The organism is Amycolatopsis sp. NPDC098790 (assembly GCF_044759945.1).
Taxonomy (GTDB): domain Bacteria; phylum Actinomycetota; class Actinomycetes; order Mycobacteriales; family Pseudonocardiaceae; genus Amycolatopsis.
Genome location: NZ_JBIWAI010000006.1, coordinates 307414 through 330891 on the forward strand (window position 1 = coordinate 307414; position 23478 = coordinate 330891).

27 protein-coding genes are annotated in these 23478 nt (G+C 72.4%); 18 read left to right on the forward strand and 9 right to left on the reverse strand.

Annotated features, from left to right (window positions below):
• Positions 1 to 75 precede the first annotated feature (75 nt).
• Complete coding sequence (locus ACIQWX_RS38520) at positions 76 to 1890, reverse strand: arabinofuranosidase catalytic domain-containing protein (RefSeq protein WP_400881934.1); 1815 nt, start codon at positions 1888 to 1890, stop codon at positions 76 to 78.
• 593 nt (positions 1891 to 2483) lie between these two features.
• Between ACIQWX_RS38520 and ACIQWX_RS38525 the strand changes: the two genes are divergently transcribed.
• The gene (locus ACIQWX_RS38525; RefSeq protein WP_400881935.1) at positions 2484 to 2843 is read left to right on the forward strand and encodes a hypothetical protein; all 360 of its coding nucleotides are present in this window, start codon (positions 2484 to 2486) and stop codon (positions 2841 to 2843) included.
• A gap of 172 nt (positions 2844 to 3015) precedes the next feature.
• Here ACIQWX_RS38525 and ACIQWX_RS38530 read toward each other — a convergent pair whose 3' ends face one another.
• Positions 3016 to 4434 (reverse strand): PLP-dependent cysteine synthase family protein, encoded by a 1419-nt coding sequence (locus tag ACIQWX_RS38530; RefSeq protein WP_400881936.1) that lies wholly within the window; start codon positions 4432 to 4434, stop codon positions 3016 to 3018.
• Between the two features lie 130 nt (positions 4435 to 4564).
• On the opposite strand from ACIQWX_RS38530, the gene ACIQWX_RS38535 reads away from it, so the two are divergent.
• The gene (locus tag ACIQWX_RS38535; RefSeq protein WP_400881937.1) at positions 4565 to 5287 is read left to right on the forward strand and encodes an alpha/beta fold hydrolase; all 723 of its coding nucleotides are present in this window, start codon (positions 4565 to 4567) and stop codon (positions 5285 to 5287) included.
• Positions 5284 to 5856: a TetR/AcrR family transcriptional regulator gene (locus ACIQWX_RS38540; RefSeq protein WP_400881938.1), complete on the forward strand. Its 573-nt coding sequence runs from the start codon at positions 5284 to 5286 to the stop codon at positions 5854 to 5856. Before ACIQWX_RS38535 ends, ACIQWX_RS38540 begins: the two co-directional genes overlap by 4 nt.
• A gap of 16 nt (positions 5857 to 5872) precedes the next feature.
• On the opposite strand, the gene ACIQWX_RS38545 is transcribed toward ACIQWX_RS38540, so the two are convergent.
• Positions 5873 to 6535, reverse strand: coding sequence for a lytic polysaccharide monooxygenase (locus ACIQWX_RS38545; RefSeq protein WP_400881939.1), 663 nt, complete (start codon positions 6533 to 6535; stop codon positions 5873 to 5875).
• A gap of 129 nt (positions 6536 to 6664) precedes the next feature.
• Positions 6665 to 7579: a LysR family transcriptional regulator gene (locus ACIQWX_RS38550; RefSeq protein WP_400881940.1), complete on the reverse strand. Its 915-nt coding sequence runs from the start codon at positions 7577 to 7579 to the stop codon at positions 6665 to 6667.
• An 83-nt stretch (positions 7580 to 7662) separates the two neighbouring features.
• On the opposite strand from ACIQWX_RS38550, the gene ACIQWX_RS38555 reads away from it, so the two are divergent.
• From ACIQWX_RS38555 to ACIQWX_RS38595, 9 genes are all read left to right on the forward strand, one after another.
• On the forward strand, positions 7663 to 8625 hold the full coding sequence (locus ACIQWX_RS38555; RefSeq protein WP_400881941.1) for a cyclase family protein: 963 nt from the start codon (positions 7663 to 7665) through the stop codon (positions 8623 to 8625).
• Between the two features lie 29 nt (positions 8626 to 8654).
• Positions 8655 to 8912, forward strand: coding sequence for a hypothetical protein (locus tag ACIQWX_RS38560; protein ID WP_400881942.1), 258 nt, complete (start codon positions 8655 to 8657; stop codon positions 8910 to 8912).
• Between the two features lie 29 nt (positions 8913 to 8941).
• A complete protein-coding gene (locus ACIQWX_RS38565) occupies positions 8942 to 9109 on the forward strand; it encodes a hypothetical protein (RefSeq protein WP_400881943.1) in 168 nt (55 codons plus the stop codon).
• A gap of 29 nt (positions 9110 to 9138) precedes the next feature.
• Positions 9139 to 10254 (forward strand): FAD-dependent monooxygenase, encoded by a 1116-nt coding sequence (locus ACIQWX_RS38570; RefSeq protein WP_400881944.1) that lies wholly within the window; start codon positions 9139 to 9141, stop codon positions 10252 to 10254.
• Positions 10255 to 10273: 19 nt separating this feature from the next.
• A complete protein-coding gene (locus tag ACIQWX_RS38575; protein ID WP_400881945.1) occupies positions 10274 to 11200 on the forward strand; it encodes a VOC family protein in 927 nt (308 codons plus the stop codon).
• The gene (locus tag ACIQWX_RS38580; protein WP_400881946.1) at positions 11200 to 12087 is read left to right on the forward strand and encodes a fumarylacetoacetate hydrolase family protein; all 888 of its coding nucleotides are present in this window, start codon (positions 11200 to 11202) and stop codon (positions 12085 to 12087) included. The genes ACIQWX_RS38575 and ACIQWX_RS38580 overlap by 1 nt, the downstream gene beginning before the upstream one ends.
• A gap of 12 nt (positions 12088 to 12099) precedes the next feature.
• Positions 12100 to 13251, forward strand: a complete 1152-nt coding sequence (locus tag ACIQWX_RS38585; protein WP_400881947.1) for an alpha/beta hydrolase family protein — start codon at positions 12100 to 12102, stop codon at positions 13249 to 13251.
• Between the two features lie 88 nt (positions 13252 to 13339).
• Positions 13340 to 13858 (forward strand): RNA polymerase sigma factor, encoded by a 519-nt coding sequence (locus tag ACIQWX_RS38590; RefSeq protein ID WP_400881948.1) that lies wholly within the window; start codon positions 13340 to 13342, stop codon positions 13856 to 13858.
• Positions 13855 to 14304, forward strand: coding sequence for a hypothetical protein (locus ACIQWX_RS38595; RefSeq protein ID WP_400881949.1), 450 nt, complete (start codon positions 13855 to 13857; stop codon positions 14302 to 14304). The genes ACIQWX_RS38590 and ACIQWX_RS38595 overlap by 4 nt, the downstream gene beginning before the upstream one ends.
• Positions 14305 to 14417: 113 nt before the next feature.
• On the opposite strand, the gene ACIQWX_RS38600 is transcribed toward ACIQWX_RS38595, so the two are convergent.
• Entirely contained in the window at positions 14418 to 15086 is a 669-nt protein-coding gene (locus ACIQWX_RS38600) for an SGNH/GDSL hydrolase family protein (RefSeq protein ID WP_400881950.1), read from the reverse strand.
• Positions 15087 to 15194: 108 nt separating this feature from the next.
• Between ACIQWX_RS38600 and ACIQWX_RS38605 the strand changes: the two genes are divergently transcribed.
• A complete protein-coding gene (locus tag ACIQWX_RS38605) occupies positions 15195 to 15554 on the forward strand; it encodes a hypothetical protein (RefSeq protein WP_400881951.1) in 360 nt (119 codons plus the stop codon).
• Between the two features lie 116 nt (positions 15555 to 15670).
• Positions 15671 to 16738 carry a sugar ABC transporter substrate-binding protein gene (locus ACIQWX_RS38610; protein ID WP_400881952.1) on the forward strand — a complete coding sequence of 356 codons (1068 nt, stop codon included), beginning with the start codon at positions 15671 to 15673 and terminating at the stop codon, positions 16736 to 16738.
• Between the two features lie 2 nt (positions 16739 to 16740).
• Here ACIQWX_RS38610 and ACIQWX_RS38615 read toward each other — a convergent pair whose 3' ends face one another.
• Positions 16741 to 17754 (reverse strand): SDR family oxidoreductase, encoded by a 1014-nt coding sequence (locus ACIQWX_RS38615; RefSeq protein WP_400881953.1) that lies wholly within the window; start codon positions 17752 to 17754, stop codon positions 16741 to 16743.
• Positions 17755 to 17858: 104 nt separating this feature from the next.
• Here ACIQWX_RS38615 and ACIQWX_RS38620 point away from each other — a divergent pair, with 104 nt between their 5' ends.
• Positions 17859 to 18398 (forward strand): TetR/AcrR family transcriptional regulator, encoded by a 540-nt coding sequence (locus ACIQWX_RS38620; protein WP_400881954.1) that lies wholly within the window; start codon positions 17859 to 17861, stop codon positions 18396 to 18398.
• Here ACIQWX_RS38620 and ACIQWX_RS38625 read toward each other — a convergent pair.
• Entirely contained in the window at positions 18364 to 18999 is a 636-nt protein-coding gene (locus ACIQWX_RS38625; RefSeq protein WP_400881956.1) for a hypothetical protein, read from the reverse strand. The genes ACIQWX_RS38620 and ACIQWX_RS38625 overlap by 35 nt on opposite strands.
• Positions 19000 to 19008: 9 nt before the next feature.
• A complete protein-coding gene (locus tag ACIQWX_RS38630; RefSeq protein ID WP_400881958.1) occupies positions 19009 to 19734 on the reverse strand; it encodes a GntR family transcriptional regulator in 726 nt (241 codons plus the stop codon).
• A 95-nt stretch (positions 19735 to 19829) separates the two neighbouring features.
• Here ACIQWX_RS38630 and ACIQWX_RS38635 point away from each other — a divergent pair, with 95 nt between their 5' ends.
• Genes ACIQWX_RS38635 through ACIQWX_RS38645 form a run of 3 tightly spaced genes read left to right on the forward strand, consistent with a single transcriptional unit; the run spans position 19830 to position 22777 of the window.
• Complete coding sequence (locus ACIQWX_RS38635) at positions 19830 to 21092, forward strand: MFS transporter (protein WP_400881960.1); 1263 nt, start codon at positions 19830 to 19832, stop codon at positions 21090 to 21092.
• Between the two features lie 19 nt (positions 21093 to 21111).
• Positions 21112 to 22470, forward strand: coding sequence for an acyclic terpene utilization AtuA family protein (locus tag ACIQWX_RS38640; protein ID WP_400881963.1), 1359 nt, complete (start codon positions 21112 to 21114; stop codon positions 22468 to 22470).
• Positions 22463 to 22777 (forward strand): DUF4387 domain-containing protein, encoded by a 315-nt coding sequence (locus ACIQWX_RS38645; protein WP_400881966.1) that lies wholly within the window; start codon positions 22463 to 22465, stop codon positions 22775 to 22777. The genes ACIQWX_RS38640 and ACIQWX_RS38645 overlap by 8 nt, the downstream gene beginning before the upstream one ends.
• Positions 22778 to 22790: 13 nt before the next feature.
• On the opposite strand, the gene ACIQWX_RS38650 is transcribed toward ACIQWX_RS38645, so the two are convergent.
• Complete coding sequence (locus ACIQWX_RS38650; protein ID WP_400881969.1) at positions 22791 to 23477, reverse strand: SDR family NAD(P)-dependent oxidoreductase; 687 nt, start codon at positions 23475 to 23477, stop codon at positions 22791 to 22793.
• Between the last annotated feature and the right edge of the window lies 1 nt (position 23478).

Below are 23478 nucleotides of genomic sequence, written 5' to 3' on the forward strand. Positions count from 1 at the left end.
GTTGCCGGCGCGTATGCGTTTTCCGATACACCGACGATAGGGCGGGCCGCCGCGGCAGCCCGCCCTATCGTCGGGTCAGAGCAGGGCGAACTTCTGGGCCGCGGAACCGTTGCAGTCCCAGATCTGCAGCCGCGTCCCGTTGCCGGTGGCGCCGTTGGGGGAGTCGAGGCAGCGGCCGGACTGCGGGTTGCGCAGGGACCCGTCGGCCTGCTGCGTCCACCCCTGGCCGCCGACGCCGTTGCAGTCCCACAGTTCGACCTGGGTGCCGTTGGCCGTGCCGTTGCCGTTGACGTCGAGGCAGCGGCCCAACGTCCGCAGCGCGCCGCCGGACAGGTGGAACCAGTGCTGGTCGACGGCGAAGGACTGGCAGTCCCACAGCTGCACGGCGGTCCCGTTCACGCCGTGGTCGTCACCGGCCACGTCGACGCACTTGCCGCCGGGGCCGGTGACCGGGCCGCCGCCGGTGACGGAGAACTTCTGCGCCGCGGCGCCGTTGCAGTCCCAGATCTGCAGCCGCGTCCCGTTGCCGGTGGCGCCGTTGGGGGAGTCGAGGCAGCGGCCGGACTGCGGGTTGCGCAGCGAGCCGTCGGCCTGCTGCACCCACTTCTGGCCGCCGACGCCGTTGCAGTCCCACAGTTCGACCTGGGTGCCGTTCGCCGTGCCGTTGCCGTTGACGTCGAGGCACCGGCCCACAGTGGACAGTGACGAGTCCGCGTTGTGCGCCCAGTGCTGGTCGGCCGCGTTGGCCTGGCAGTCCCACAGCTGCACGGCGGTGCCGTTGCCGCCGGTGTCGTCGCCGGCCACGTCGAGGCACTTGTCGCCGGGTCCGGAAACCGTTGCGGCGTAGGGCGGAGTGCCGGTGCTGCCCGCATAGCCGACGGAGACCACGTTGGCCTGCACGGCGTCGTCCGCCGCGTCGGTCGGGTAGCCCGCGGTCATCACGCCTTCGAAGAACGAGCCGATGGAGGCGTTGCTGTTGTCGCCGCCGGTCCCGAGCACGATCGAGCCCTCCTGGTGCATGGGCATGTACCCGCCCGAGGGCAGCGTGCCGTTGTACCAGGTCGTGAGGCCGCCGCTCTGGGAGTTGCCACCCTTGAGCGCGAACGTGGTCTGGCCGTTGTTCTTCAGCAGCGCGGTGACGAACGGCGTGGCGTTGCCGCGGTTGGCGGTGTTGGAGCGGTTGCCCTGGAACAGGCCGTTTTCGAGGTCGCCCGCGACCCACGGGCCGATTCCGGTGCACGGCGGGAAGTAGCAGGTGGTGCCGAGGTTCACGGCGTCCATGTGGCCGTTGCCGGTGTCGGCGATCTGCGCCTCGACGTTGCCGTAGTCGAAGCAGCAGCCGCCGTTGACGTGCGTGCCGCTGGCGACCATGTACATGCCTTCGGGCTGGCCGTTCCGCGCGACGCCGGCGCCGACGTAGTGCCGGTACCCGGTACCGGGCGAAACGTAGACGCCGTAGACCTTGTGCCCGCCGGCGGTCACCGGCAGGGCGGACGCGATCGCGGCGACGTCCTGCCCGCCCGCGGTGCCGGGACCTTCGACGGTGAGGTCGTTGTGCCGCGGCGACTGGTCGTAGATGACGGTGATGGTGCAGGAAGTCCCGGCGCAGAACGAGTCCTGCGCGGCGGCGTTGGCGTACCCGCCGGCGGCGAGCAGCCCGATGTCCGTTTCGGCCCGGTCGGAGGCGCGTTGCACGCGGTAGAGCGCGCCGCCGTAGGCCGAGTAGAGGGCCCGGGTGGTGCTGTGCGCGGCGACGCAGGCGGTGCCGGCGGAACCGTAGATGTCGCAGGGCAGCGAACCGGCGGCTTCGGCGGGGGCGCTCAGGCCGAGCACGGTTCCGAGGACGAGCAGCAGGGTGGCGAGCAGGCTTCGACCGGCGGCGCGGGGCACGGGGACCTCACTCTCGAGCCGCAGGTCAGCGACCCGGGCGGATTTTTACAACGTTGTATTTCCGGGAGAGAAGGGTGACGCGGGGAGAGCGATCGGGATGGGGGAAGGGTAAGGCGGGGTTCTCGGGCGTGTCAACGGGGTGGTCCAGTCCACCCACCGGACGGCCCATCGGCCGCCGGTGGACGAAGACCCGCGCGGGCCCCGCGGTGGCCGGGGTGCGGCTTGCGCGCCGGGTGGCTTTCGGCGGCTTCGGGTGGCGGGTCGCACCGGCGCAGCCGCTTCGTTTCCGCTCATTTCCGCTGAAAAAAACCGGCCCGCGAAAACCCGATTCCCCCGCCGCCGAAAGTCCACCCGACTCGCCGTCGGCTCCGGGTGGTCGCGTCGGGAACAACTGTGCGAGTCGGTTTCCGCGAGAACGCGCCGGAATCAACCCATCGGGGCATTAATCCCCCGGTCAGCGGCTTCCGCCGCGCACACGATGGTGTTCCCAGCCGGAACCGAACGGCATTTTTCAGTACGTTTCCCCCATCCGGGACGGCCAACACACCTTGTCGCGGTCCCGGTCGTTTCGTACGTCTACTCGAGGAGTTCCCATGCTGAAGAAGTTCGGTATCGTCGTGGCCGCCACGGCCGCCGGCGCGTTCCTGGCCGGCGGCGTCGCGGCCGCCGGTACGCCGGACCACCACGGTCACCACGGCTACGGCCACGACCACAGCAGCCAGCTCGGCCTGCTCAACCTGAGCAACACCGACGCGCTGCACAACCTGAACGTCACGCCGGGCGTCTGCGACAACAACGTCAACGTGCTGGGCGTCCAGGTCCCGGTCCAGAACTCCCTCAACGGCATCGGCGTGCCGATCCTGTCGCCGGGCGGCAGCGAGGCCAGCGGCGAGAACCCGGAGAACTGCGCGTCCGGGGCCATCGCCGACGGTGGCACGAGCCAGGACAACTGAGTCCCCGCGCCGCGGCCGCCCGTTGTGTGTGCGGAAGCCGGCCCTGGCGCGGAATCCGGCGTAGCACCGGACGCCGTACTGCGTGCCCGGAACAGGGAGCGAGCTGCACACTCCGGTTCCCCGTCCCGGGCACGCCGCGGCGCCGGGTCTTCGCCGGCTCGGGTGGGGCCGGTCACGCGCCGGCCCCACCCCCGTCCGGCCGCGGGTCGAGCTGTCCTTTGTGGATCGCACCGACGACCCGCCCGTCGGACAGCAGCCACGCCGCCTCGCGGCCGGCGAGGCGCTCCGCGGCCGCGGCCCGGGTCTCGCCGAGCCCGACGGCCGGCAGTGTCCCGCCGACGTACCCGGTGATCGGGTCGTCCGGCCCCACGACGCCCGCCTCGACCGCCCGGCGCAGTTCGCCGACGTCGAGCGCACCCGTCACCTCCACGACCGACGGCGGTTCCGCGGAAGCCCGCGGTCCCACCGGCCGCACCGCGTGCCCGCCGGCCGAAGCGAGCGCTTCGCCGGCCGTCGCCGTTTCCGGCAGACCGGCCACCGGTGCCGGCAGGGGACCGATCACGTCGGCGACCGTCGCTTCCCCCGCGTGCTCGACCGGCACGCCCAGGCGGTCCAGCCAGCCGTCGTCGTAGTACTTCGACAGGTACGACCGGCCCGAATCCGGCACCACGACGACGACCACGTCGTCCGGGGACAGCCCGGCGGCCACCCGCAAGGCCACGGCCACCGCGGTCCCGGCCGACGCGCCCAGCAGCAGACCCTCTTCCCGCGCCAGCCGCCGGGTGACCAGGATCGACTCGCGGTCGCCGATCGGCACGACCTGGTCGACGACGTCGAGGTGGTACGAGCGCGGCCAGAGGTCCTCGGCGGTGTCCGGGTGCCGGTAGTGCCCGATGCTCTCGACCAGGTACGGGCTGCCGTCGCCACCGGAGTAGACCGAGTGCTCGGGATCCGCGCCGACCACCCGCACCCGGCCGCCGCTGACCTCCTTCAGGTACGCGCCGGCGCCGCTGATCGTCCCGCCGGTGCCGATCCCGGCGACGAAGCAGGTGAGCCTGCCGCCGGTCTGGCGCCAGATCTCGGGCCCCGTCGTCTCGCGGTGGGCGGCCGGGTTGGCCGGGTTGTCGTACTGGTCGGCGAGCCAGCCGCCCCGCTCGGCGGCGATCCGGCGGGCGAGCTGCCGGACGTGCGCCGGGTCTTCCCGCGGCACCGTCCCGGGGGTGGTCACCACTTCGGCGCCGTACGCGCGCAGGATCGCGATCTTCTCGCGGCTGGTCTTGTCCGGCACCACGACGGCCAGCCGGTACCCGAGCTGGGCGGCCACGATCGCCAGCCCGATGCCGGTGTTGCCCGAGGTGCCTTCCACGATGAGCCCGCCGGGCCGCAGCGCGCCCGAGCGTTCCGCTTCGAGCACCATCGCCAGCGCGGCCCGGTCCTTGACGCTGCCGCCCGGGTTGAGGAACTCGGCTTTGACGTACACGCGCGGGCCGCCCGGCGGCGCGATCCGGGCCAGCCGGATCAGCGGGGTGCCGCCGATCGCGTCGAGCACGGAGTCGAACGCCTCGATCTCGGCGGGATCTTCGGCTGTCACGCGCGCCCCCTCGGGTCCGGGTACTCCACAGCTGTCCACCGACAGCGTGCCAGAAGCCCCCACGTTGCCTAAGTGGGACAGTGTCCCGTATGTTAACCGGGACGATGTCCCAGTTGAGGAATGAGCGGTCATGACGGTGACGTACGTACTGGTTCACGGGGCCTGGCACACCGGGCAGGCCTGGGCGCGGGTCGTGCCGCGGCTGGCGGCGAGCGGCCGGCGGGTCTTCACCCCCACGCTGACCGGCTACGGCGAGACCGCGCACCTGCTGAGCCCCGACGTCGGGCTCGGTACGCACACCGCCGACGTCGTGCGGCTGCTCGTCGAGGAGGACCTGCGGGACGTCGTCCTGGTCGGGCACAGCTACGCGGGCATGGTCATCTCGGCGGTGGCCAACCAGGTGCCCGAGCGCATCGCGCGGCTGGTCTACCTCGACGCGATGGTGCCGGCCGACGGGGAGAACGCGTTCGACGTCATGCCCATCCCGCGGAGCATGCTCGGGACGGGCTGGCGGATGCCTCCGCTGCCCGAACTGCCCGCGCCGTTCGGGCTGTTCGGCGTCACCGACCCCGGCGACGTCGCGTGGGTGCGGACCATGCTGTCCGACCAATCGGTGCGGTGCCTCGAAGAACCCGTCGTCCTGGACAACCCCGCGTTCGCCGCGATCCCGCGCACGCACATCCACTGCACGGTGAAACCCGACGGCTTCGACCGGCGCCCGGTGCCCGCCCTGCAGCCGAACGGCGAGCCCGCGGACGTGCGGGAGCTGGCCACCGGGCACGACTGCATGATCACCGCGCCCGGTGAGCTCGCCGGGATGCTGCTCGACCTGCCGGTTAGCATGCCGGTGTGACGGATCCCGGTGCGGCGGCCCCGCGGCGCGCGGACGCGCGGCGCAACGCGTCGAACGTCCTCGAAGCCGCGGCCGCCGTGTTCGTGACGTCCGGGGTCGAAGCGCCGATCCGGGAGATCGCCGCGCGGGCCGGCGTGGGCACCGCGACCATCTACCGGCACTACCCCACCCGGGCGGACCTGATCCTCGCGGTGTACCGGCTGCAGGTGGAGTCCCTGGCCGAAGCCGGCCCGGCGTTGCTGGCGTCCGAACCGGGACCGCACGATGCCCTGACGAAGTGGATCGACCGGTTCGTCGACTTCGTCGTCACCAAGCAGGGACTCGCGTCGGTGCTGCAGTCCGACGAAGCGTGTTACGACCCGCTGCACGCGTACTTCCTGGACCGGCTCGGCCCGGTGTGCACGCGGCTGCTCGAGGCGGCGGCGGAGGCGGGGGAGATCACCCCGGGCCAGGACGCCTACGAACTGATGCGCGGGGTGGGCAGCCTGTGCGCGGGCAGCGCGAAGGGCTACGACGCGCGCCACCTCGTGCGGCTGCTGGTGCGCGGGCTGGCGGCCCGGCGCCCGTGAGCGCCGGGCCGGGTCCTCAGCCGAAGTTCACGTCACTGCACCACATGTAGGTCTGGTCGAGGTGCGACGCCTGCCAGATCGTGAACACCACGTGCCGTCCCCGGTAGGCCCCGGACGTCTGGACGTTGAACGTGATGTCCTTGGCGGGCAGGTACTTCCCGGTCTGGGTGATGAAGTCCAGGTTGCCCCAGCCGAGGCGCTGGGTGGTGGGGTCGAACCCGTTCTTGCTGATGTAGACCCGGAAGTAGTCGGCGCCGTGGCTGGCCTGGTCGTACAGGTGCATCGAGAAGCTGCTGCCCAGGCTGGTGGCCTTCCAGGCGCCGGGCGTGTTGAGGGAGTTGTTGCGGGCGAGGGCGTTGCTGCAGAGCTGGCCGTCGGGGGTCGCGCCCTGGAAGTTGCCGCCGAGCCCGTCCCGCAGCGCGCTCATCCAGTTCCACATGGTGTCGGCGTTGGCCTGGAAAGCCTGCCAGCACATGGGGTCCTGCTGCTGCATGGCCGGGTTCGTGTGCTGGCTGCCCCAGTCCGTCCAGCACTGGTAGGCGCGGGTGGCGGGGCTGACGATGGTGCCGTGCGCGGACGCCGCCGGGACCCAGACGAGCAGTCCGGCGAGGGTGCCGACGATCAGGGTGAGGACGCTCCGCCGGCGGGTGCCGGACCTGGAGCTGCTGCGTGTACGCATGAATGGGCCTCCATTCTCGGGATGAGCGTGGTGATCCATGGGAGCGCTCCCAGCGTGCTGGGCAGCTTATCGGTCGTCCGGCAAAAGTTCAACCAACAGTAAAGCCGGATGGTGGGACTGTTCCTGTCATCAATGCCCGGTGACGTCCGCGGCGACGCGGGAAAGCAGGTCGCGCAGGTACCGGTGCTCGGGGTCGTGCTCGTACATCGGGTGCCACCAGAACGCCTCGACCAGCGGCCCCGCCTCGAACGGGCAGGGCAGCGCGCGGACCCCGAGGTCGGCCGGGACGCGGTCGGCGAGACGGCGTTGCAGCAGCGCCACCCGGCCCGTCCCGGCGATCAGGCCCGGCACGGTCAGGAAGTTCTCGGTGACGACCTGGACATGGGGCTCGATGCCGAGCATCCGCATCTGCCGCGCGGCCGGGGTCGACGCGGTCGGCCCGTGGTAGGTCACCACCCACGGCATCGTCCGCAGCTGCTCGACCGTCAACCCGGTTTCCGCCGCGGGGTGCCCGGCGTCGACGAGGCAGACCCAGTCGTCGCGGTGCAGGTCCCGGTGGGGGAGGCCGTCGACGAAGCCGTGCGGCATCACCAGCAGGTCGATGCCGGTCAGGGCCTGCCGCGCGTTGTCGACGACCGCCGGGGTGTTGGCGAGGAACCGCAGCCGCGCGCCGGGTGCCTCGCGCTCGAGCGCGGTGGCGAGGTCCGCGCCCAGCACGGCGACGCCGTAGTCGCTCATGACCACCGAGAACTCGCGGGAGGTCGACGCGGGGTCGAAGTCCGGTTCGGCGGCGAAAACCCGTTCGACGCCGGTGATCGCGGTCCGCACCCGGCCGCGCAGCTGCACGGCGAGCGGCGTGAGGCGGTAGGTGTTGCCGAAGCGGGCCAGCAGGTCGTCGCTGAAGTGCCGGCGCAGCCGCGCGAGCTGGGCCGACACCGCGGGCTGGCTGAGGCCGACCTGCTCGGCCGCGCGGCTCACCCCGCGGTGTTCCAGCAGCGCGTCCAGCGTGACCAGCAGGTTGAGGTCCAGGCTCGCCAGGTTCACGACCTGAGGTTATCCACCTCGGTGATACCGCGCATAGGGTATTTCGTCTTCCCTGATGCGGTGCGGTGCCCGACGGTGGGCGCATGGACCGCACCGATCCCGAAGCCGCGATCGCCGCCGCCGCGAAGCGCTGTTCCAACTGGGGCCGCTGGGGTGCCGACGACGTCCTCGGCACGCTGAACTTCCTCGACGACGCCAAGCGCCGCGAAGGGGCCGCGCTCGTCCGGCGCGGCGTGAGCTTCCCGCTGGCCCAGCGGTTCGAAGCCGACGGGCCGCAGAAAGGCTGGCGCCGCCGGACGAACCCGGTGCACACGATGCTCGACACCGGCCTCGACGCCGAGCGCGGCACGCAAGGCTTCCCGCACGGGATCGGCGGCGCGGACGACGTCGTGTTCATGCCGCTGCAGGCCTCGACGCAGTGGGACGGGCTCGGCCACATCTTCGACCACGGCGTCGCGTGGAACGGCCGCCGCGCGGGCGACGTCGTGACCAGCGAAGGCGACCAGGTCACCGGCATCGAGACCGTCGCGGGCCGGATTGCCGGCCGCGGGGTCCTGCTCGACGTCGGCCGCGCGCTCGGCACCGACGGCGAACTGCCGGACGGCTTCGCGATCACCGTCGCCCACCTCGAAGAAACCGTTGCGGCGCAGGGAGAAACCGCGCGAGTCGGCCGGGGCGACCTGCTGCTGGTGCGGACCGGCCGGCTCACCCGGGCGCGGCGCGAAGGCTGGGGCGACTACGCCGGCGGACCCGCGCCGGGCCTGTCGTTCACCACCGCGGACTGGCTGCACGACACCGAAATCGCCGCGATCGCCACCGACACGTGGGGGTTCGAGGTCCGGCCGAACGAGTTCGACGACGCGTTCCAGCCGCTGCACCAGGTCGCCATCCCGCACATCGGCCTGTTCCTCGGCGAGATGTGGGACCTCGACGCGCTCGCCGCGGACTGCGCCGGAGACGGCCGTTACGAGTTCTGGCTGACGGCCGACCCTCTGCCCGTGACCGGCGCGGTCGGCGCGCCTGTGGCGCCGATCGCCGTCAAGTAGTCCTTTTCGGATCGGACGAAGGAGTCCCCATGCCCGCTGTGCGCACCGTCCTCGTGGTCGGCGGCGGCCTCGCCGGCACCGCCGCCGCGATTCCGCTTGCCGGGCATCGCGGCCTTGCCGGCGCCGCTGCCGCGGTTCCGCTTGCCGGGCATCGCGGCCTTGCCGGCGCCGCTGCCGCGGTTCCGCTCGCCGGGCACCACGGCCTTGCCGGCGCCGCTGCCGCGATTCCGCTCGCCGGGCGCGGCGTCGCAGTCGGCGGCCCCGTGGCTTCGATCGCTGTCAAGTAGTCCTTTTCGGATCGGACGAAGGAGTCTCCATGCCCGCTGTGCGCGCCGTCCTTGTGGTCGGCGGCGGCCTTGCCGGCACGGCCGCCGCGATCCCGCTTGCCGGGCACTGCGGCCTTGCCGACGCCGCTGCCGCGATTCCGCTCGCCGGGCGCGGCGTCGCAGTCGGCGGCCCCGTGGCTTCGATCGCTGTCAAGTAGTCCTTTTCGGATCGGACGAAGGAGTCTCCATGCCCGCTGTGCGCACTGTTCTCGTGGTCGGCGGCGGCCTCGCCGGCGCCGCCGCCGCGATTCCGCTGGCCGGGCACGGCGTCGCGGTCGACCTGGTCGAGCTCAAGCCGGACATCGCCAGCGCCGGGTCCGGCATCACCCTGCAGGGCAACGCGTTGCGCGAACTGCGCAAGCTTGGCGTCTGGGAAGCCGTGCGCGAGAGAGGGTATGGCTTCGACAGCCTCGGCCTGCGCGCCCCGGACGGCACCCTGCTCGCGGAGTTCCCCGACGCGCGCACGGGCGGGCCGGACCTGCCGGCCGCGCTCGGGATGTCCCGGCCGGACCTCGCCAGGATCCTGCACGAGCGCGCCGCCGCGGCTGGGGTCAAGGTGTGCTTCGGGCGCACGGTCACCGCAGTGGACCAGGACGGCGGCGTCACGTTCTCCGACGGCTCGACCGGGCGTTACGACCTCGTGGTGGGCGCCGACGGGGTCCGCTCGGCCGTCCGGCGGCTGCTGGGTGTCGAGGCGGCACCACGCCCGACCGGCATGGGCATCTGGCGCGCGTTCGGCCCGCGGCCGTCCTCGGTGACGCGGACCGAAATCTGCTACAGCGGCCCGAGCTACATCGCGGGTTTCTGCCCCACCGGCGAAAACTCGCTCTACGCCTACCTCGTGGAGGACGCCCAGGACCGCAGCGGCCTGTCGCCGTCGGGGCGGCTCGCGACCATGCGCGAACTCGCATCCGCTTACCACGGGCCGTGGGACGACATCCGGGCCACGCTGACCGACCCCGCCCGGGTCAACTACACGTGGTTCGAGACCCACGTCGTGCCGGCGCCGTGGCACCGCGGTCGCGTCGTGCTCGTCGGCGACGCCGCGCACTCCTGTCCGCCCACCCTCGCCCAAGGGGGCGCCCAGGCCCTCGAAGACGCCGCGGTGCTGACCGAGCTGCTGCTCGCCGCGGACACCCTCGACGAGGACGTCTGGGCCGCGTTCACCGCACGCCGGCACGCCCGCGCGGCTGCGGTGGTCGACGCGTCCGTCCAACTCGGACAGTGGCTTTTGGACCGCGAACCCGGTGACGTCCCCGGGCTGATGGCCCGGATCGCCGCCCTCGTCACCCAGCCTGCCTGACCTTCCGGAGGAGACCGAGATGATCACCCACCTGCGGCACGTCGACCTCGCCGTGCCGGATCTGGCCCGCCAGCAAGACTTCTACGCCGGCGCGTGGGGCCTGACGACCGAGCACACCGACTCCGGCGTCGCCTTCCTCGCCGCGGAGGGCTCGCCCGAGCAGTACGTCGTGCGGCTGCGCCAGGCCGGCGACAAGCGCATCGACCTGATCGCGTTCGGCGTCGCCACCCCGGCCGACGTCGACACCCTCGCCGGCCGGCTGGCCACCGGCGGTGTCACCCTCGTCCACGAACCCCGCACCCTGCACACCCCCGGTGGCGGGTACGGGTTCCGGTTCTTCGACAACGAAGGCCGGACCATCGAGATCAGCGCGGACGTCGCGGTCCGCGCGCACCGCAAGGTCGAGGCGGGCGAATCCGTGCCCGTCCGCCTCTCCCACGTCGTCATCAACTCCGCGAACCCCGAAGCCACCAGGGCGTTCTACGAGAAGCACCTCGGGTTCCGGCTGTCGGACGTCCTGATGCACCCGCGGATGGGCGAGATGATGTGGTTCCTGCGCGTCAACTCCTGGCACCACAGCATGGCCATCGCGCGCGGCCCGCACCCGTCGCTGCACCACGTGTCGTTCGAGCTGCGCGGCCTGGACGAGTACATGCGCGGCACCGGGCGGCTGCTGCGCGCGGGCGTCGAGAAGATCTGGGGCCCCGGACGGCACCTGGCCGGCAACAACACCTTCAGCTACTTCCTCGACCCGCACGGCAACACGGTGGAGTACACCACCGAGCTGGAGCACGTCGACGAGGACACCTGGCACCCGCACCTCTACGACTTCAGCGACCCCGAGGTGTCCGACCAGTGGGGCACGGCGAACGCGATGGACGAGTTCGTGGCGCGGAAGTCGTTCAACGACCCCGACAAGGGGCTGTTCGTGGCGCCCCCGGTCTGATGCGCCTCGCTACCTACGAGCACGGCGGAACCGTGCACGCGGGCGTCGTCTCCGGCGACGGCGTCCGCGCGTTCGCGGCCGGGGTGACCGTGCTGGACCTGGTTCGCGGCGAGCAGGCCGTCCCCAGTGGACCATCAATGCCGCTGGCCGACGTCCGGTTGCTGCCGCCGCTCGAGCCGCCGAGCGTCCGGGACTTCGTCGCCTTCGAAGAGCACGTCGAGGGCATGGTCGCGCCGGGTGCCGTGCCACCCGAGTGGTACGAGGCGCCGACGTTCTACTTCACCAACCCCACGGCGCTGATCGGCGCGCACGACGACGTGCCGGTCCCGCCCGGCTCAAAGCGGTTCGACTTCGAGCTGGAGGTCGCCGCCGTGCTCGGCCCCGACGGGATCTTCGGCTACACGATCCTCAACGACTGGTCCGCCCGCGACCTCCAGCGTCGCGAGATGAAGGTCAACCTGGGGCCGGCCAAGGGCAAGGACTCGGCGACGACGCTCGGCCCGTGGCTCGTCACGGCCGACGAACTGGAGCCGTACCGCGACGCCGACGGCTTCCTGGCCCTCGCCCTGCGCGTCTCGGTCAACGGCACCGAAGTGGGCCGGGATCTGTTGTCCAACATGGGCTGGCCGTTCGAGGAACTGGCCGCCTACGCCGCCCGCGGCACGAGTGTCCGCGCCGGCGACGTCCTGGGCTCCGGAACGTGCGGGAACGGCGGCTGCCTCGCCGAGCTGTGGGGCCGCGGTGACCCGCGGGAGCCGTTGCGGCCGGGTGACGTCGTGGAGATGACCGTCGAAGGCATCGGGACGATCCGCAACACCGTCGTCCCCGGCGTCTCGCTGCCGCCCGTTCGCCCCGCGCGGCCGCGGCCGCGCCGCCGACCCTCCTGAAAGGACAGTGTCTTGTTCGAATACTTCCCCGGCAACTACGTCTGGAACCTCGGCGTGGTCGCCGCGCTCAACAGCGGCGGGCTGATCGACGAGGTCGACCGCGCCTGCCGGCCCATCCGGGAAGCCGCGGCCCGGGGCTCGGACGCCGGCACGCCGGACTTCCTGCGCGCGTGGACCGCGCTGACCGACCAGCTCGCCGGCCAAGCCGAGGAGGCGGAGAAGGCCGGCCACGTCCGCACCGCCGGCGAACTGTACTTCCGCGCCACGAACTACCTCTGCCAGGCCGAGCGCATGCTCGCCCACTCGGACCCGAACCGGCTGCCCACCTACCGCCGGGTCCTCGACCTCGCCCGGAAGTCCTTCGCCCTGCGCGATCCCGGCGTCTCCCGGGTGGCGATCCCCTACGAGGGCACGACCCTGCCGGCCTACTTCAGTTCCGCGGGCCCGGCGGCGCCGGTGGTGGTGCTGGTCAACGGCCTGGACTCGACCAAGGAGCACATGTACGGCTCGGGCCACTGGCAGGAGCTGGCCGCCCGCGGCGTCTCGTGCCTGATGCTCGACCAGCCCGGCACCGGGGAAGCGTTGCGGCTGCAGGGACTCACGGCCCGCCTCGACGCCGAAGCCTGGGCGGGTGCGGCCGTCGACTGGCTCGAGACGCGGTCCGATGTGGACAGCGGTCGCATCGGGATCGTGGGCTGGTCGCTCGGCGGCTACTACGCGCCCCGCGCGGCGGCGTTCGAGAAGCGGTTCGCGCTCTGCGTCGCCTGGGGCGCGAACCACAACTGGGGCGCGGTGCAGCGCCGTCGTCTCGAACGCGAAGGCGAGCGGCCGGTCCCGCACTACTGGGAGCACGTGCTGTGGGTGTGGGGCCACGACGACCTCGACGCGTTCATCGAGTTCGCCGACGGCGTCCACCTCGACGGCGTCGTCGAGAAGATCACGGTGCCGTTCCTGATCGCGCACGGCGAGAACGACCGGCAGATCCCGCTGGAGTACGCGCACCGGTCGTACGAGCAGGCGGTCAACTCGCCGCACCGCGAGCTGCGGGTGTTCACCCCCGAGGAGGGCGCGACCGAGCACATCGGCCTCGACCACCTGCCCCACGTCAGCACGTACATCGCGGACTGGGTGGCCGGTACCTTCGGGGTCACCGGGAGCCGGTGACCTGGGCCGGACGGGGGAGAGCCGGTCCGCTGAAGGGTCCGTGAACCTTCTGCCCCCCTTCCCCGACTGAATGGGGGAAGGAGGGCAGATGAGCGATGAGCTGCTGATCGTCCGGTGCCGGCTGGGCGAGCGCGACGCCTTTCCCGAGCTGGTGCGCCGCTGGCACGGCGCGGTCGACCGGTACGTCCGGCGGATGCTCGCCGGCCCGGACGACGACGTCGTGCAGGAGATCTGGCTGGCGGTGTTCCACGGGCTGCCGAAACTGCGCCGGCCCGAGCGGTTCGCGCCGTGGTTGTTCACCATCGCCCGGCGAGCGGTGACGAACCGGCTGCGCGACAGCTACGCCCGGTCCGGTCCCGAGCCGCCCGAGGAGCCGGCCGGCCCGGACGAGAGCGACGCGATCGTCGACCGGGAGGTGCTCGGCGAGGCACTGGAGGCGCTGCCGGTCCGGGAACGCGAGGTGCTCCTGCTCTTCTACCTCGAAGACCTCCCGCTGGAGGCGTGCGCCCAGATCTGCGACGTGCCGGTCGGCACGGTGAAGTCGCGGCTCAACCGGGCCCGGCGGCTGCTGCGGGAGGAACTGACGCGGAAGGAGTACGAGGTATGACCCCGGAAGAGGTGATCGAGCGGCTGGAGGCGCCGCTGTCGCTGCGGCGGCGGGTGGGCTACGTGGCGGTGGCCCTGGCCGGGCTCCTCGGCAGCGGGCTCGCCGGGCTGCTGTGGGCGACCGAGCCCGGTTTGCCACCGCGGACGAAGGTCGCGTTCGCCGTCCTCGTCGCGATCGGGCTGGCCTGGGCGGTGTTCGGCGCCTGGGCGGTGACGCGCCGGGCGCCGCTGTTCGCCCGCGACCGGGTGGTCGCCGGCTGGCTCGGGGTGGCGGCCTGGCTGCTGTTCACCGCGGGCGCGGTGGTCGTCACGACGCTGCGGCACCGGATCGAGCCCGGGCTGCCGGCCGTGGTGCTCGTCCTGGGGGCGGTGGCGGTGCTGCGGCTGTGGGCCGCCCGCCGCGGCCGGGCCGCGCTCCTGCGCCGGAAGGAGCAGCTCAGCCGCTGACGCGGTGGCTCGGGATCCGGGCGTCCTGCGCGTGTAAGGGGTCGTGGCCGGTCTCGGGCAGCCGGCCGTCGGCCTGGTCCGGGTGTCCGCGTTGCGGTCGAAGGCGGCCGGCTTCAGTCCCGGCAGTCGCGGGGTGCCGTCGCGCGGACCGGGTTCTCGAACAGGCCCGCGATCCGCGCGTAGCCGACTTCGTTCGGGTGGAACCAGTCGTCGGCGAGGGTGCCGCGGATCGGGCCCAGCGCCGGGCCGCGCAGGTCCGCCACCCGCACCCGGCCGTCCGCCGCCGCGGCGTCGATCAGCGCGTTGACCTCGCGGGCCGCCGCGTTGCGCCTCGGCAGCGTCGCCACCACCGACCGGCCCGCCGGCAGCTCCTCGAGCAGCCGGGCGAACCGGTCCGCGACCCCGCGGCGACGGGACCGGGTCAGCATGTCGTTGGCGCCCACGAGAACCGTCACCAGGGCCGGCCGCGCGGGCAGCCGGGGCAACTGGTCCTCGAGGACGTCCGCGACCCGGGCCCCGGAAGCCGACAGGTTCAGCACCGCGAACGGCGCGCCCAGCCGGGCGTTCAGCTGGGGGACCCAGCCGCCGGCGACGGTGCCGGCGCCGATGCCCTGCGTCATCGAGTCGCCGAGCGCCACCCACAAGGGCCGGCCCGAGGCGAGCGCCACCCGGCCCGCGTCCTCCCACGCCCGCGCGAACGGCTCCTTCTGCGCGCGGACCCGCCGGATGCCGGGCACCACGACGGCGGCGGCGTCGAGCACCCGGCTCGTCCACGTCGGCACTCGCACCCCTCCTGATCCCGTTTCCCCGGTATTCGGAGCCGGTCCCGCATCGGTTTGGCAGCGGATCGACCGGGTACGCGGAGGCTTCACGGACCGAAGGAGTGGCCGATGCCCGCGTTGACCCGCGTTCTCGGAGCGGTGACCGCCGCCTACAGCGTCACGATCATCGCCGCCCCGCGCGTCCTGGCCAAACCGTGCGGCCTGACGACGCCGACCGGCGGGGTCACCGCCGCGGTGCGGACCCTGGTCGCGGGCATCGGCGCCCGCGACGCGGCGATCGGCCTCGCGATGGTGCTCGCCCCCGTCGGGAAACCGTTGCAGGTCGCGCTCGCCGCCCGCGTGGCGTCCGACGCCGCCGACGCGGTGGTCTTCGGCACGAGCCTGCCCGACCGGTCCGCGCGCAAGAAGGTCGCCGCGTTCGCCACGACGTGGGCCGCGCTGTGCGCCGCCTCGGCGCTCGTCCCGTGAGGCATTAGCCGCAAGGCCGAACTCGACACCCGCGCCCGCCGGCCCGGCAGCTCGCCGGGCGCTTCCGCCGTATCATCGCCCTCCGGGACAGCGCCGTCGACGGAGGGGGAGCCGCCATGGCCCGGCTGGATCGCGACCGCACGCCGGCGTTGTTCGCGGTGACGACCTCCGTGCTGAGCGGCGTCATCCTGGCCGTGCTCGCCAAAGCGCTGCAGGCCGGGATTTCGGCCGGGGCCACGGTGGTCTGGTCCGCCGTGGTGTCCGCCGTCGTCGGCGGGATCTTCTGGATCGTGCTGCGGCGCGCCCGGAAGCGGTCCGCCGCGGCCTTCCTGATGACCTCGGCCTTCATCCAGAAGTACTACGTGGCCGACCTGGTGCACAAAGTGCACAGCGCACTCGACCGCAATGACCTCGACCTCGTGCTCCGCCTGCCGGACCGGGACTACGACGCCGGCGCGCAATCGCATCAGCTGCGCCGCGTCCTCAGCCGGAAGAACGCCTACGTCGGGGGCATCATCGTCGCCGGCGAAGTGCTGCGCCTGCGTGACGACCTGGCAGCCTTCTGCCGGGACTTCCGCCTGCCGGTCGTCTTCTCCGATCTCGAGCCTTTCCCCCGCGAGTCCGATTACCCCGCCAGAACCGCGTTCTTCGGCTACGACACCGGCGAACTCGGGGAGCTGGCCGGGAACTGGCTGGTCAAGCGCCTGCGCGGGAAGACCGGTCCGCGCGTGCTCATCGTCGCGAGCCGGGAGCACGACAGCCGGCAGCAGCGCTGCGAAAAGGTGCTGCGCGCGGCGTTGCCCGACGTCGGGATCACCGTCGAAGACCACTGCGACTTCGTCCGGTCACGCGCGTACAACGCCGTCCGCGCCCACCTCCGGCAGCTGCCGGAGGGCCGCCGGCTCGACGCGATCTTCTGCACCAACGACGAAATGGCGCTGGGTGCGGTCGACGCCCTTCTGTCCGCTCCGTCGGCGGCCACGCGCGAGACGGTCGTCATCGGCATCGACGGCGTCCTCGAAGCCCGCACGGTGATCGACGCCGGCGGCCCGCTGCGGGCCACCGTCGTCCAGGACACCCACCGCCTCGCCGTGGGCGCCGTCGACCTGCTCGTCAAGATGCACCGCGGCCACGCCGTGCCGCGGCGGACGATCCTGGACGCCGAGCTGTACGAGGCCGGCTGAGCTCAAGCCGCCAGCGCCAGCAGGCTTTCCGCGGTCTCGGCGATGGTGTCGGCGATCGGCCGCGGCGACCAGCCCAGCAGCCGCCGCGCCTTTTCCGCGGTGGCGTCGTAGTCCCGGCCCAGCTGGGGACCGAGGACGCGCAACCCGGGGTTGACGCGCGCGAGGACCCGCGCGGTCCATACCGGCAGCTCGCGCGTCGGCACCTTCGCCGCGCGGTCGCCGAGGCGGTCGCGCAGGATCGCCGCGATCTCACGGACCCACAGGCTGTGCCCGGAGATCGCCAAGAAACGCTCGCCCGCCGCGGCCGGGTCCGTCATCGCGCGCAGGTGCAGGTCCGCGACGTCGCGGACGTCGACGTACCCCATGCCGAACTTCGGCAGTGCGGGCATCGCCCCGTCCAGCATTCGCCGCACGAGGCCCAGCGACGGCGAGTAGTCGGGGCCGAGCACCGGCCCGAGCACACCCACCGGGTTCACGACGGCCAGCTCGAGGCCGCCGTGCTCGGCGACGAACCGCCAAGCCGCTTTTTCGGCCAGGGTCTTGGACTTCTGGTAGGGCGCGACGCCGGCGTCCACGTCGGTCCAGTCGGCTTCGGTGAACACCCGGGACTTCTCGGGGTGCCCCATGCCGATCGCGCCGAACGCCGACGTGAGGACGACCCGCCGCACCCCGGCCGCGCGCGCGGCCCGCAGCACGCGCAGGACGCCGTCGCGGGCGGGCACGACCATCTCGTCGTCGTTCCTGGGCACGCTGGTGAGCGTCGGCGAGGCGACGTGCAGCACGTAGTCGCACCCTTCGACGGCCTCGCGCCAGCCCGCGTCCTGCTGCAGATCCGCTTGCAGCACCGTCAGTTTCGCGTCCGCGGGCGCTCCGCCGGTGTGCAGCATCGCCCGCACCGCGGGCTCCTTCCTCAAGTCGCGCACGGTGGTGCGGACGGTGTGCCCGTCGGCCAGCAGCGCGAGCACGCACCAGCTGCCGATGTAGCCGGAGCCGCCGGTGACCAGTACTTCAGCCATGGAAACCTCACAAAGAGCTGGCGGGGCCCGAGCCGCTCGCCTATTGTTCTGGAGACGTCTCCACATACGGTAGTGGAGACGTCTCCGGATAGCAAGGGAGGCTCATGGTCCGCTCGGACGCCCGGGAGAACCGGGCGCGCATCCTGCAGGTCGCGCGCGAGGCGTTCACCGAAGGGGGTGACGTCTCGATGAACCGGATCGCGCAGCTCGCCGGCGTGGGACCCGGCACGCTGTACCGCAACTTCCCCACGCGCGAGGCGCTCGTGCTGGCCATCTACCAGCACGAAGTCGACCGGCTGCTCGAGTCGGTCGAGGAACTGCTCGCGAAGCGGCCCCCGCTGGAGGCGCTGCGGGAGTGGACGGTCGAGCTGGTGGCCGCGATGCGGAAGAAGCACGGCCTCGGCGACGCGCTCAGCCCCGGCGCGCACCAGGCGATCACCGAGCAGACCTACGGCCCGGTCATCGCCGCCATCACCCGGCTGCTCGACGCGGGCAAGACCGACGGCACCATCCGCGCCGACGCCGACCCCCGCGACTTCCTGCAGCTCACCGGCGCCCTGTGGCGGGCCGCGTCGGGACCGGAGGACCGGTCACCGTCGATGCTCGCCCTCATCCTGGACGGTTTGAGCGCCCACCGGCGATGAGGGTGCGGCCCTCGGCGAAGAAGGCGGCGATCGCGGAGCCGCCGTCGAAGCGGGCGACCGGACGGGCGGCGCCGAAGGGTGCGTTCCAGAACTCGCCATGCCGCGGCGTGAACGGGCCGACGTAGGCGTAGGGCTCACCGAGGTGGCCGTCGCCGGGGGAGACGCCGTAGTTCACCTCGTCGAGGGCGATCGCGACGTCGAAGTGCTCCGGCCACAGGATCGGCGTCGAGTCCGGCGCGAACTCCCGCAGTGCGCGGTCGCCGTCGGCGAAGGCCCGGAGCAGCAGTTTCAGCGCGTCGGCGGCGAAGACGATCGTCTCGTCCGGCCGGATGCCGGGACCGCCGGTGTAGACGCCCGCGGGCTCGCCCGCCTCGATCCCGGCTTCCGCCGCCACTTCGGCGTACGTGCGCCCGGCGAGGCGCACGCGAGTGGTGCCCGTCAGGAGTTCGTCGCCTTCGACGCGCAACGCGGGCTCGGCGGCCGTCGCGAAACCGCCGTCGGTCACGGCCAGGTCGATGCGCCCGGTCGCGCGGTGCTGCGGGCCCGCGAGCAGCAGTTCGGCCACGCCGTGCAGTGACCGTCGCGTCGGTTCCCAGTCCATGCGCTCAGTTTACGAAGGGGAGACGGGCGGCCGGGGAGCGTTGGCGAGCAGATCGCCCAGGCCGCCGCGCACGTCCTCCAGGACCAAAGCCTCCGCCGCCGCCGAATCGCCTTCCCGCAGGGCGCCGACCAACCGGCGGTGGGTCGTGTAGCGGTCCAGGCCGAACGTCTCGTCCACGGCGACCCGCTCCAGCACCCGCGACCGCCGTTCCGGTGACGAGAACACGCGCGTCTGGTCGAGCAGCCGCACCAGGACCGGGTTGCCCGCGCACGACTCGACGACCGCGTTGAACCGCTGCATCGCGTCGAAGAGCCGGCCGACGTGCTTGCCCACCTCCTGTCCGGACTCGTGGCGCTGCTTGATGAGGATCAGCAGGTCGTCGGCCTCATCGAGGATCGCGTCGAGCTGGTCCAGCTGCTCCGGCTTCGCGTGCCGCGCGGCGAAGCGGGCCACCATCCCGCGCAGCCCCACCTCGACCTCCGCGAGGTCCTGGACGGCGACGCCGCCGAACATCGCGACCTTGACCGTGCGCGGCCCGGCTCGTTCGAGGAGGCCGTCCTGCTCCAGGCGCCGGATGGCCTCGCGCACCGGGGTCGGGCTGACCGACAGCTGCTCGGCGAAGCCCCGCTCGGTGACCTTCTGGCCCGGGCGCAGCTCGCCCGTGGTGATCGCGTCGCGCAGGGCGCGGTACACGCGGTCGGCGAGCGTGTCGGTCTGCAGTGCTTCGCCCATCATGGCGCACAGCCTACGGCAAAAGTCATTTGCAACTCTTGACCGTCTTGCTATAGCAAAAGTACGGTGGCCGCCACGACCAACGGAAGGGGCCGACGATGACGTTGAGCACCCCGCGCGTCCGGACCGGGCGCATCACGTTCTTCGTGGCGCTCGCGGTCTTCGCCCAGGAGTCGACGTGGAACCTGTACGACTCGCAGGTGCCGCCGCTGCTGCGCGAGCACCTCGGCAGCGCCGCGCTCATCGGCGCGCTGATGGGGATGGACAACCTGCTCGGCATCTTCGTCCAGCCGTGGATGGGCAACCGCTCGGACGGCACCCGCACGGCGTGGGGCCGGCGCATCCCGTACCTCGTCGTCGGCATGCCGGTGGCGGCGCTGCTGTTCGTCGCCATCCCGCACGCCGCGGCTTCGCTCCCGCTGCTGGTGCTCGTGATGTTCGGCTACGCGCTGGTCGCGAACTCCTTCAAGCCGATCGCGGAATCGCTGCTGCCGGACTTCATCGCCCCCGAACGGCGCAGCCGGGCCAACGCGGCGGTCAAGATCGCCTCCAGCATCACGGTGATCGTCGCCGCGCTGATCAGCCTCTTCCTCGTCGACGACTTCCCGAAGCTGTCGTTCGCGATCCCCGCGGTGCTGATGGCCGGCTCGGTGGCCGTGCTCGCCTGGAAGGTGCGGGACAGCCGCTCGCCGGCCTACCAGGCCGCGCTCGAGGAGGACCGGGCCGAACCCGGCGAGGCGTCGCCGCGGGTGCGGATGCGGGACGTGCTGCTCGACATCGTCCGCGACGCCGACCGCAGCCGGCTGCTGGTCATCGCCGCCGTCTTCGCCTTCGGCAGCGCGTGGTTCGCGTCGCGGTCGCTGATCACCAACTACGGCATGGAAACGCTGGGGCTGTCGCGCGGCGACGCCGGCGGGCTGACCCTGCCCAGCGGGCTGGCCTTCATCGTGGCCGCGTACCCGGTCGCCCTGCTCGCCGAGCGCTTCGGCCGCCTGCGCGTGATCCTCGCCGGGATGGCGGTGTTCGCCGCCGCGATGGTGCTGGGCACCGCGGTCCCGACGGCCGCCGGCGTCGTCGCGGCGATGTGCGTGGCGGCCGCGGGCGCGGCGGCGTTCATGGTCAACACGGCGGTCGTGCTGTGGAACCTGGCGCCGTCGGCCCGCGTGCTCGGCACCTACTCCGGCCTCTACACCGTCGGCTGGTCGGGCGGCGGGTTCGCCGGGCCGGCCCTGGTCGGCGGCATGGTCGACGTGACCGGGTGGCGGTTCATGCTGCTCGACGTCGGGGTCGTCACCGCCGTCGCGGTGCTGCTCGTCGCCCGCGTCGCCGCGCTTCGGCGCCACCGCACCGATTCACTGTGAACCGAGAGGAACGAGGACCATGGACACCGTGCGCGTGCTGGCGCCGAGCGGGATGCTCGGCGCCGGCTGGGACCACGCCACCGTCGAGCGCGGCATCGCCCTGGGCGCCGACGTCATCAGCATCGACGGCGGCTCCACCGACTCCGGCCCCCACTACCTCGGCGCCGCGACCGCGAAGACGACCGCCAAAGCCGTGGCGCGCGACCTGCGCAGCCTGTTCACGGCCGCCGCCGGCGCGGGCATCCCGGTCGTCGTCGGCTCCTGCGGCACCAGCGGGACCGACACCGGCGTCGACTGGGTCGCCGGCATCGCCGCCGAAGTGCTGGCGGAGGAGGGCCTGGACCTGAAGGTCGCGCGGATCTACAGCGAGCAGGACCCCACCGACCTGAAGGAGTACTTGAACCGCACGCACCCGTTGCCGCCCTTGGGAAACCTCGACGCGGAGACGCTCGAAAGCTGCACGCACATCGTCGGCGCGATGGGCCACGAGCCGATCGTCGAAGCGCTGCGTGCCGGGGCCCAGGTCGTGCTCGCCGGCCGTGCGACCGACACCGCCGTCGCGGCCGCCTACCCGCTCATGGTGGGCATGCCCGCCGGCCCGACGTGGCACGCCGCCAAGATCATCGAATGCGGTGGCCAGTGCACCAGCAACCCGCGTGCCGGCGGCGTCCTGGCCACCATCGACGCCGACGGCTTCACCATCGAGCCGCTCGACCCCGCGTCGGCGTGCACGCCGATTTCGGTGGCCGCGCACATGCTCTACGAGACCGCGGACCCGTTCGAGATGCGCGAACCCGACGGCACCCTCGACGTCCGCGACGCCGAGTACACCGCCGTCGACGACCGGATCGTCCGGGTCACGGGGTCGAAGTTCCACCGGGCGGCGCAGCACACGATCAAGCTCGAAGGCGCGCGGATCACCGGGTACGAAACGATGTCCTTCTCGGCGATCCGGGATCCGTTGGTCCTCGCCGACATCGACGAGTGGGCCGCGCTCATGCGCACGCTGATCGCGCAGCGGGTCGGCCAGACCCTCGGCCTCGTCGACGGCGAATACGCGTTCGACCTCCGCCTGTACGGCCACAACGCGGTGCTCGACGAGCTGGAGCCCGAGAGCGGGCCGCCGCGCGAGGTCGGCGTGATGCTGCTGGTCAACGCGCCCGACCAGGCGACCGCGACGGCGGTGGCGAAGGTGGCCAACCCGCTGATGCTGCACCTGCCGACGCCGTCGATGGACTACCTGCCGAGCTTCGCGTTCGCGTCGTCGCCGGCGGAGGTGGAGCGCGGCGCGGCGTACGAGTTCGTGCTGAACCACGTCGTCGACTGCGCGCCGCTGGAGCTGTTCCGGATCGAGTTCGAGGGGGAGACCCGTGCCTGAAACGACGTTGGCGGACCTGGCCCACGAAGTCCGGTCGAAGAACGCGGGCCCGTTCTGGGTGACGATGGAGCTGTTCCTGCGCGACGCGGACGGCTACCGCGTCGCGGCGGACGAGACGTTCCTGAACGAGCGCGTCATCGCCGCGCTGTACCGGGTCGAGGAGAGCACGATCCGGATCTTCCGCATCCCGTCGCTCAACGTCGTGAAGATCTCCTTCCCCCGCCCGGTCAGCCAGGGCTCGCTGCGGGATCGCGACATGCACGCGGGCCAGCACCACGTCCCCCTCGCGCGGCTGGCGGTGCCGTGAGCGGCGATTCGTTCTAGAAGGGCAGCACCCCGGTCTCGTCCTGCAGCGTTCCGGTGGGGCCGTCGCCGTCCAGAGTGGCCAGCCGGACGACGACCTCGGCGCTCTCCGCCGGTGACCGGCCGATGCCGAACGCGGCCGTCATGTCGGTGGCGGTCGTGCCGGGCTCGACGGCGTTGAACCTGATGCCCGGCTGGGACTTCGCGTACTGGACGGTCAGCATGGTGGCCGCGGCCTTGGACGCGGAGTAGAGCGCGAGCGGCAGCTGGTACTCCGGCCGGTCGGGGTTGGTCACCGCCCAGAACGAGCCGGCGCTGCTGGACACCGTGACCACGGTGGGGTTCGACGACTTGCGCAGCCAGGGGAGTGCCGCCTCGGTGACGCGCACGATCCCCACGGCGTTGGTGTCGAAGGCCCGCAGCGCGGTGGGACCGTCGAGGGCTTCGCCGGCGAGGATGCCGGCGTTGTGGACCAGGACGTCGAGGCGTCCTTCGGCCGAGCCGACGGTGGCCAGCGCGTCGGCGACCGACGCGTCATCGGTGACGTCCAGCCGGACGAACCGCGCGCCGAGCGCGGCCGCCGCCTTCTCGCCGCGCTCTTCGTCGCGGGCTCCGATGTAGACGGTGTGGCCCTGGGCCAGGAGCTGCTTCGCGGTCTCGAAGCCGATGCCCTTGTTGGCGCCGGTGATCAGAGTGACGGTCATG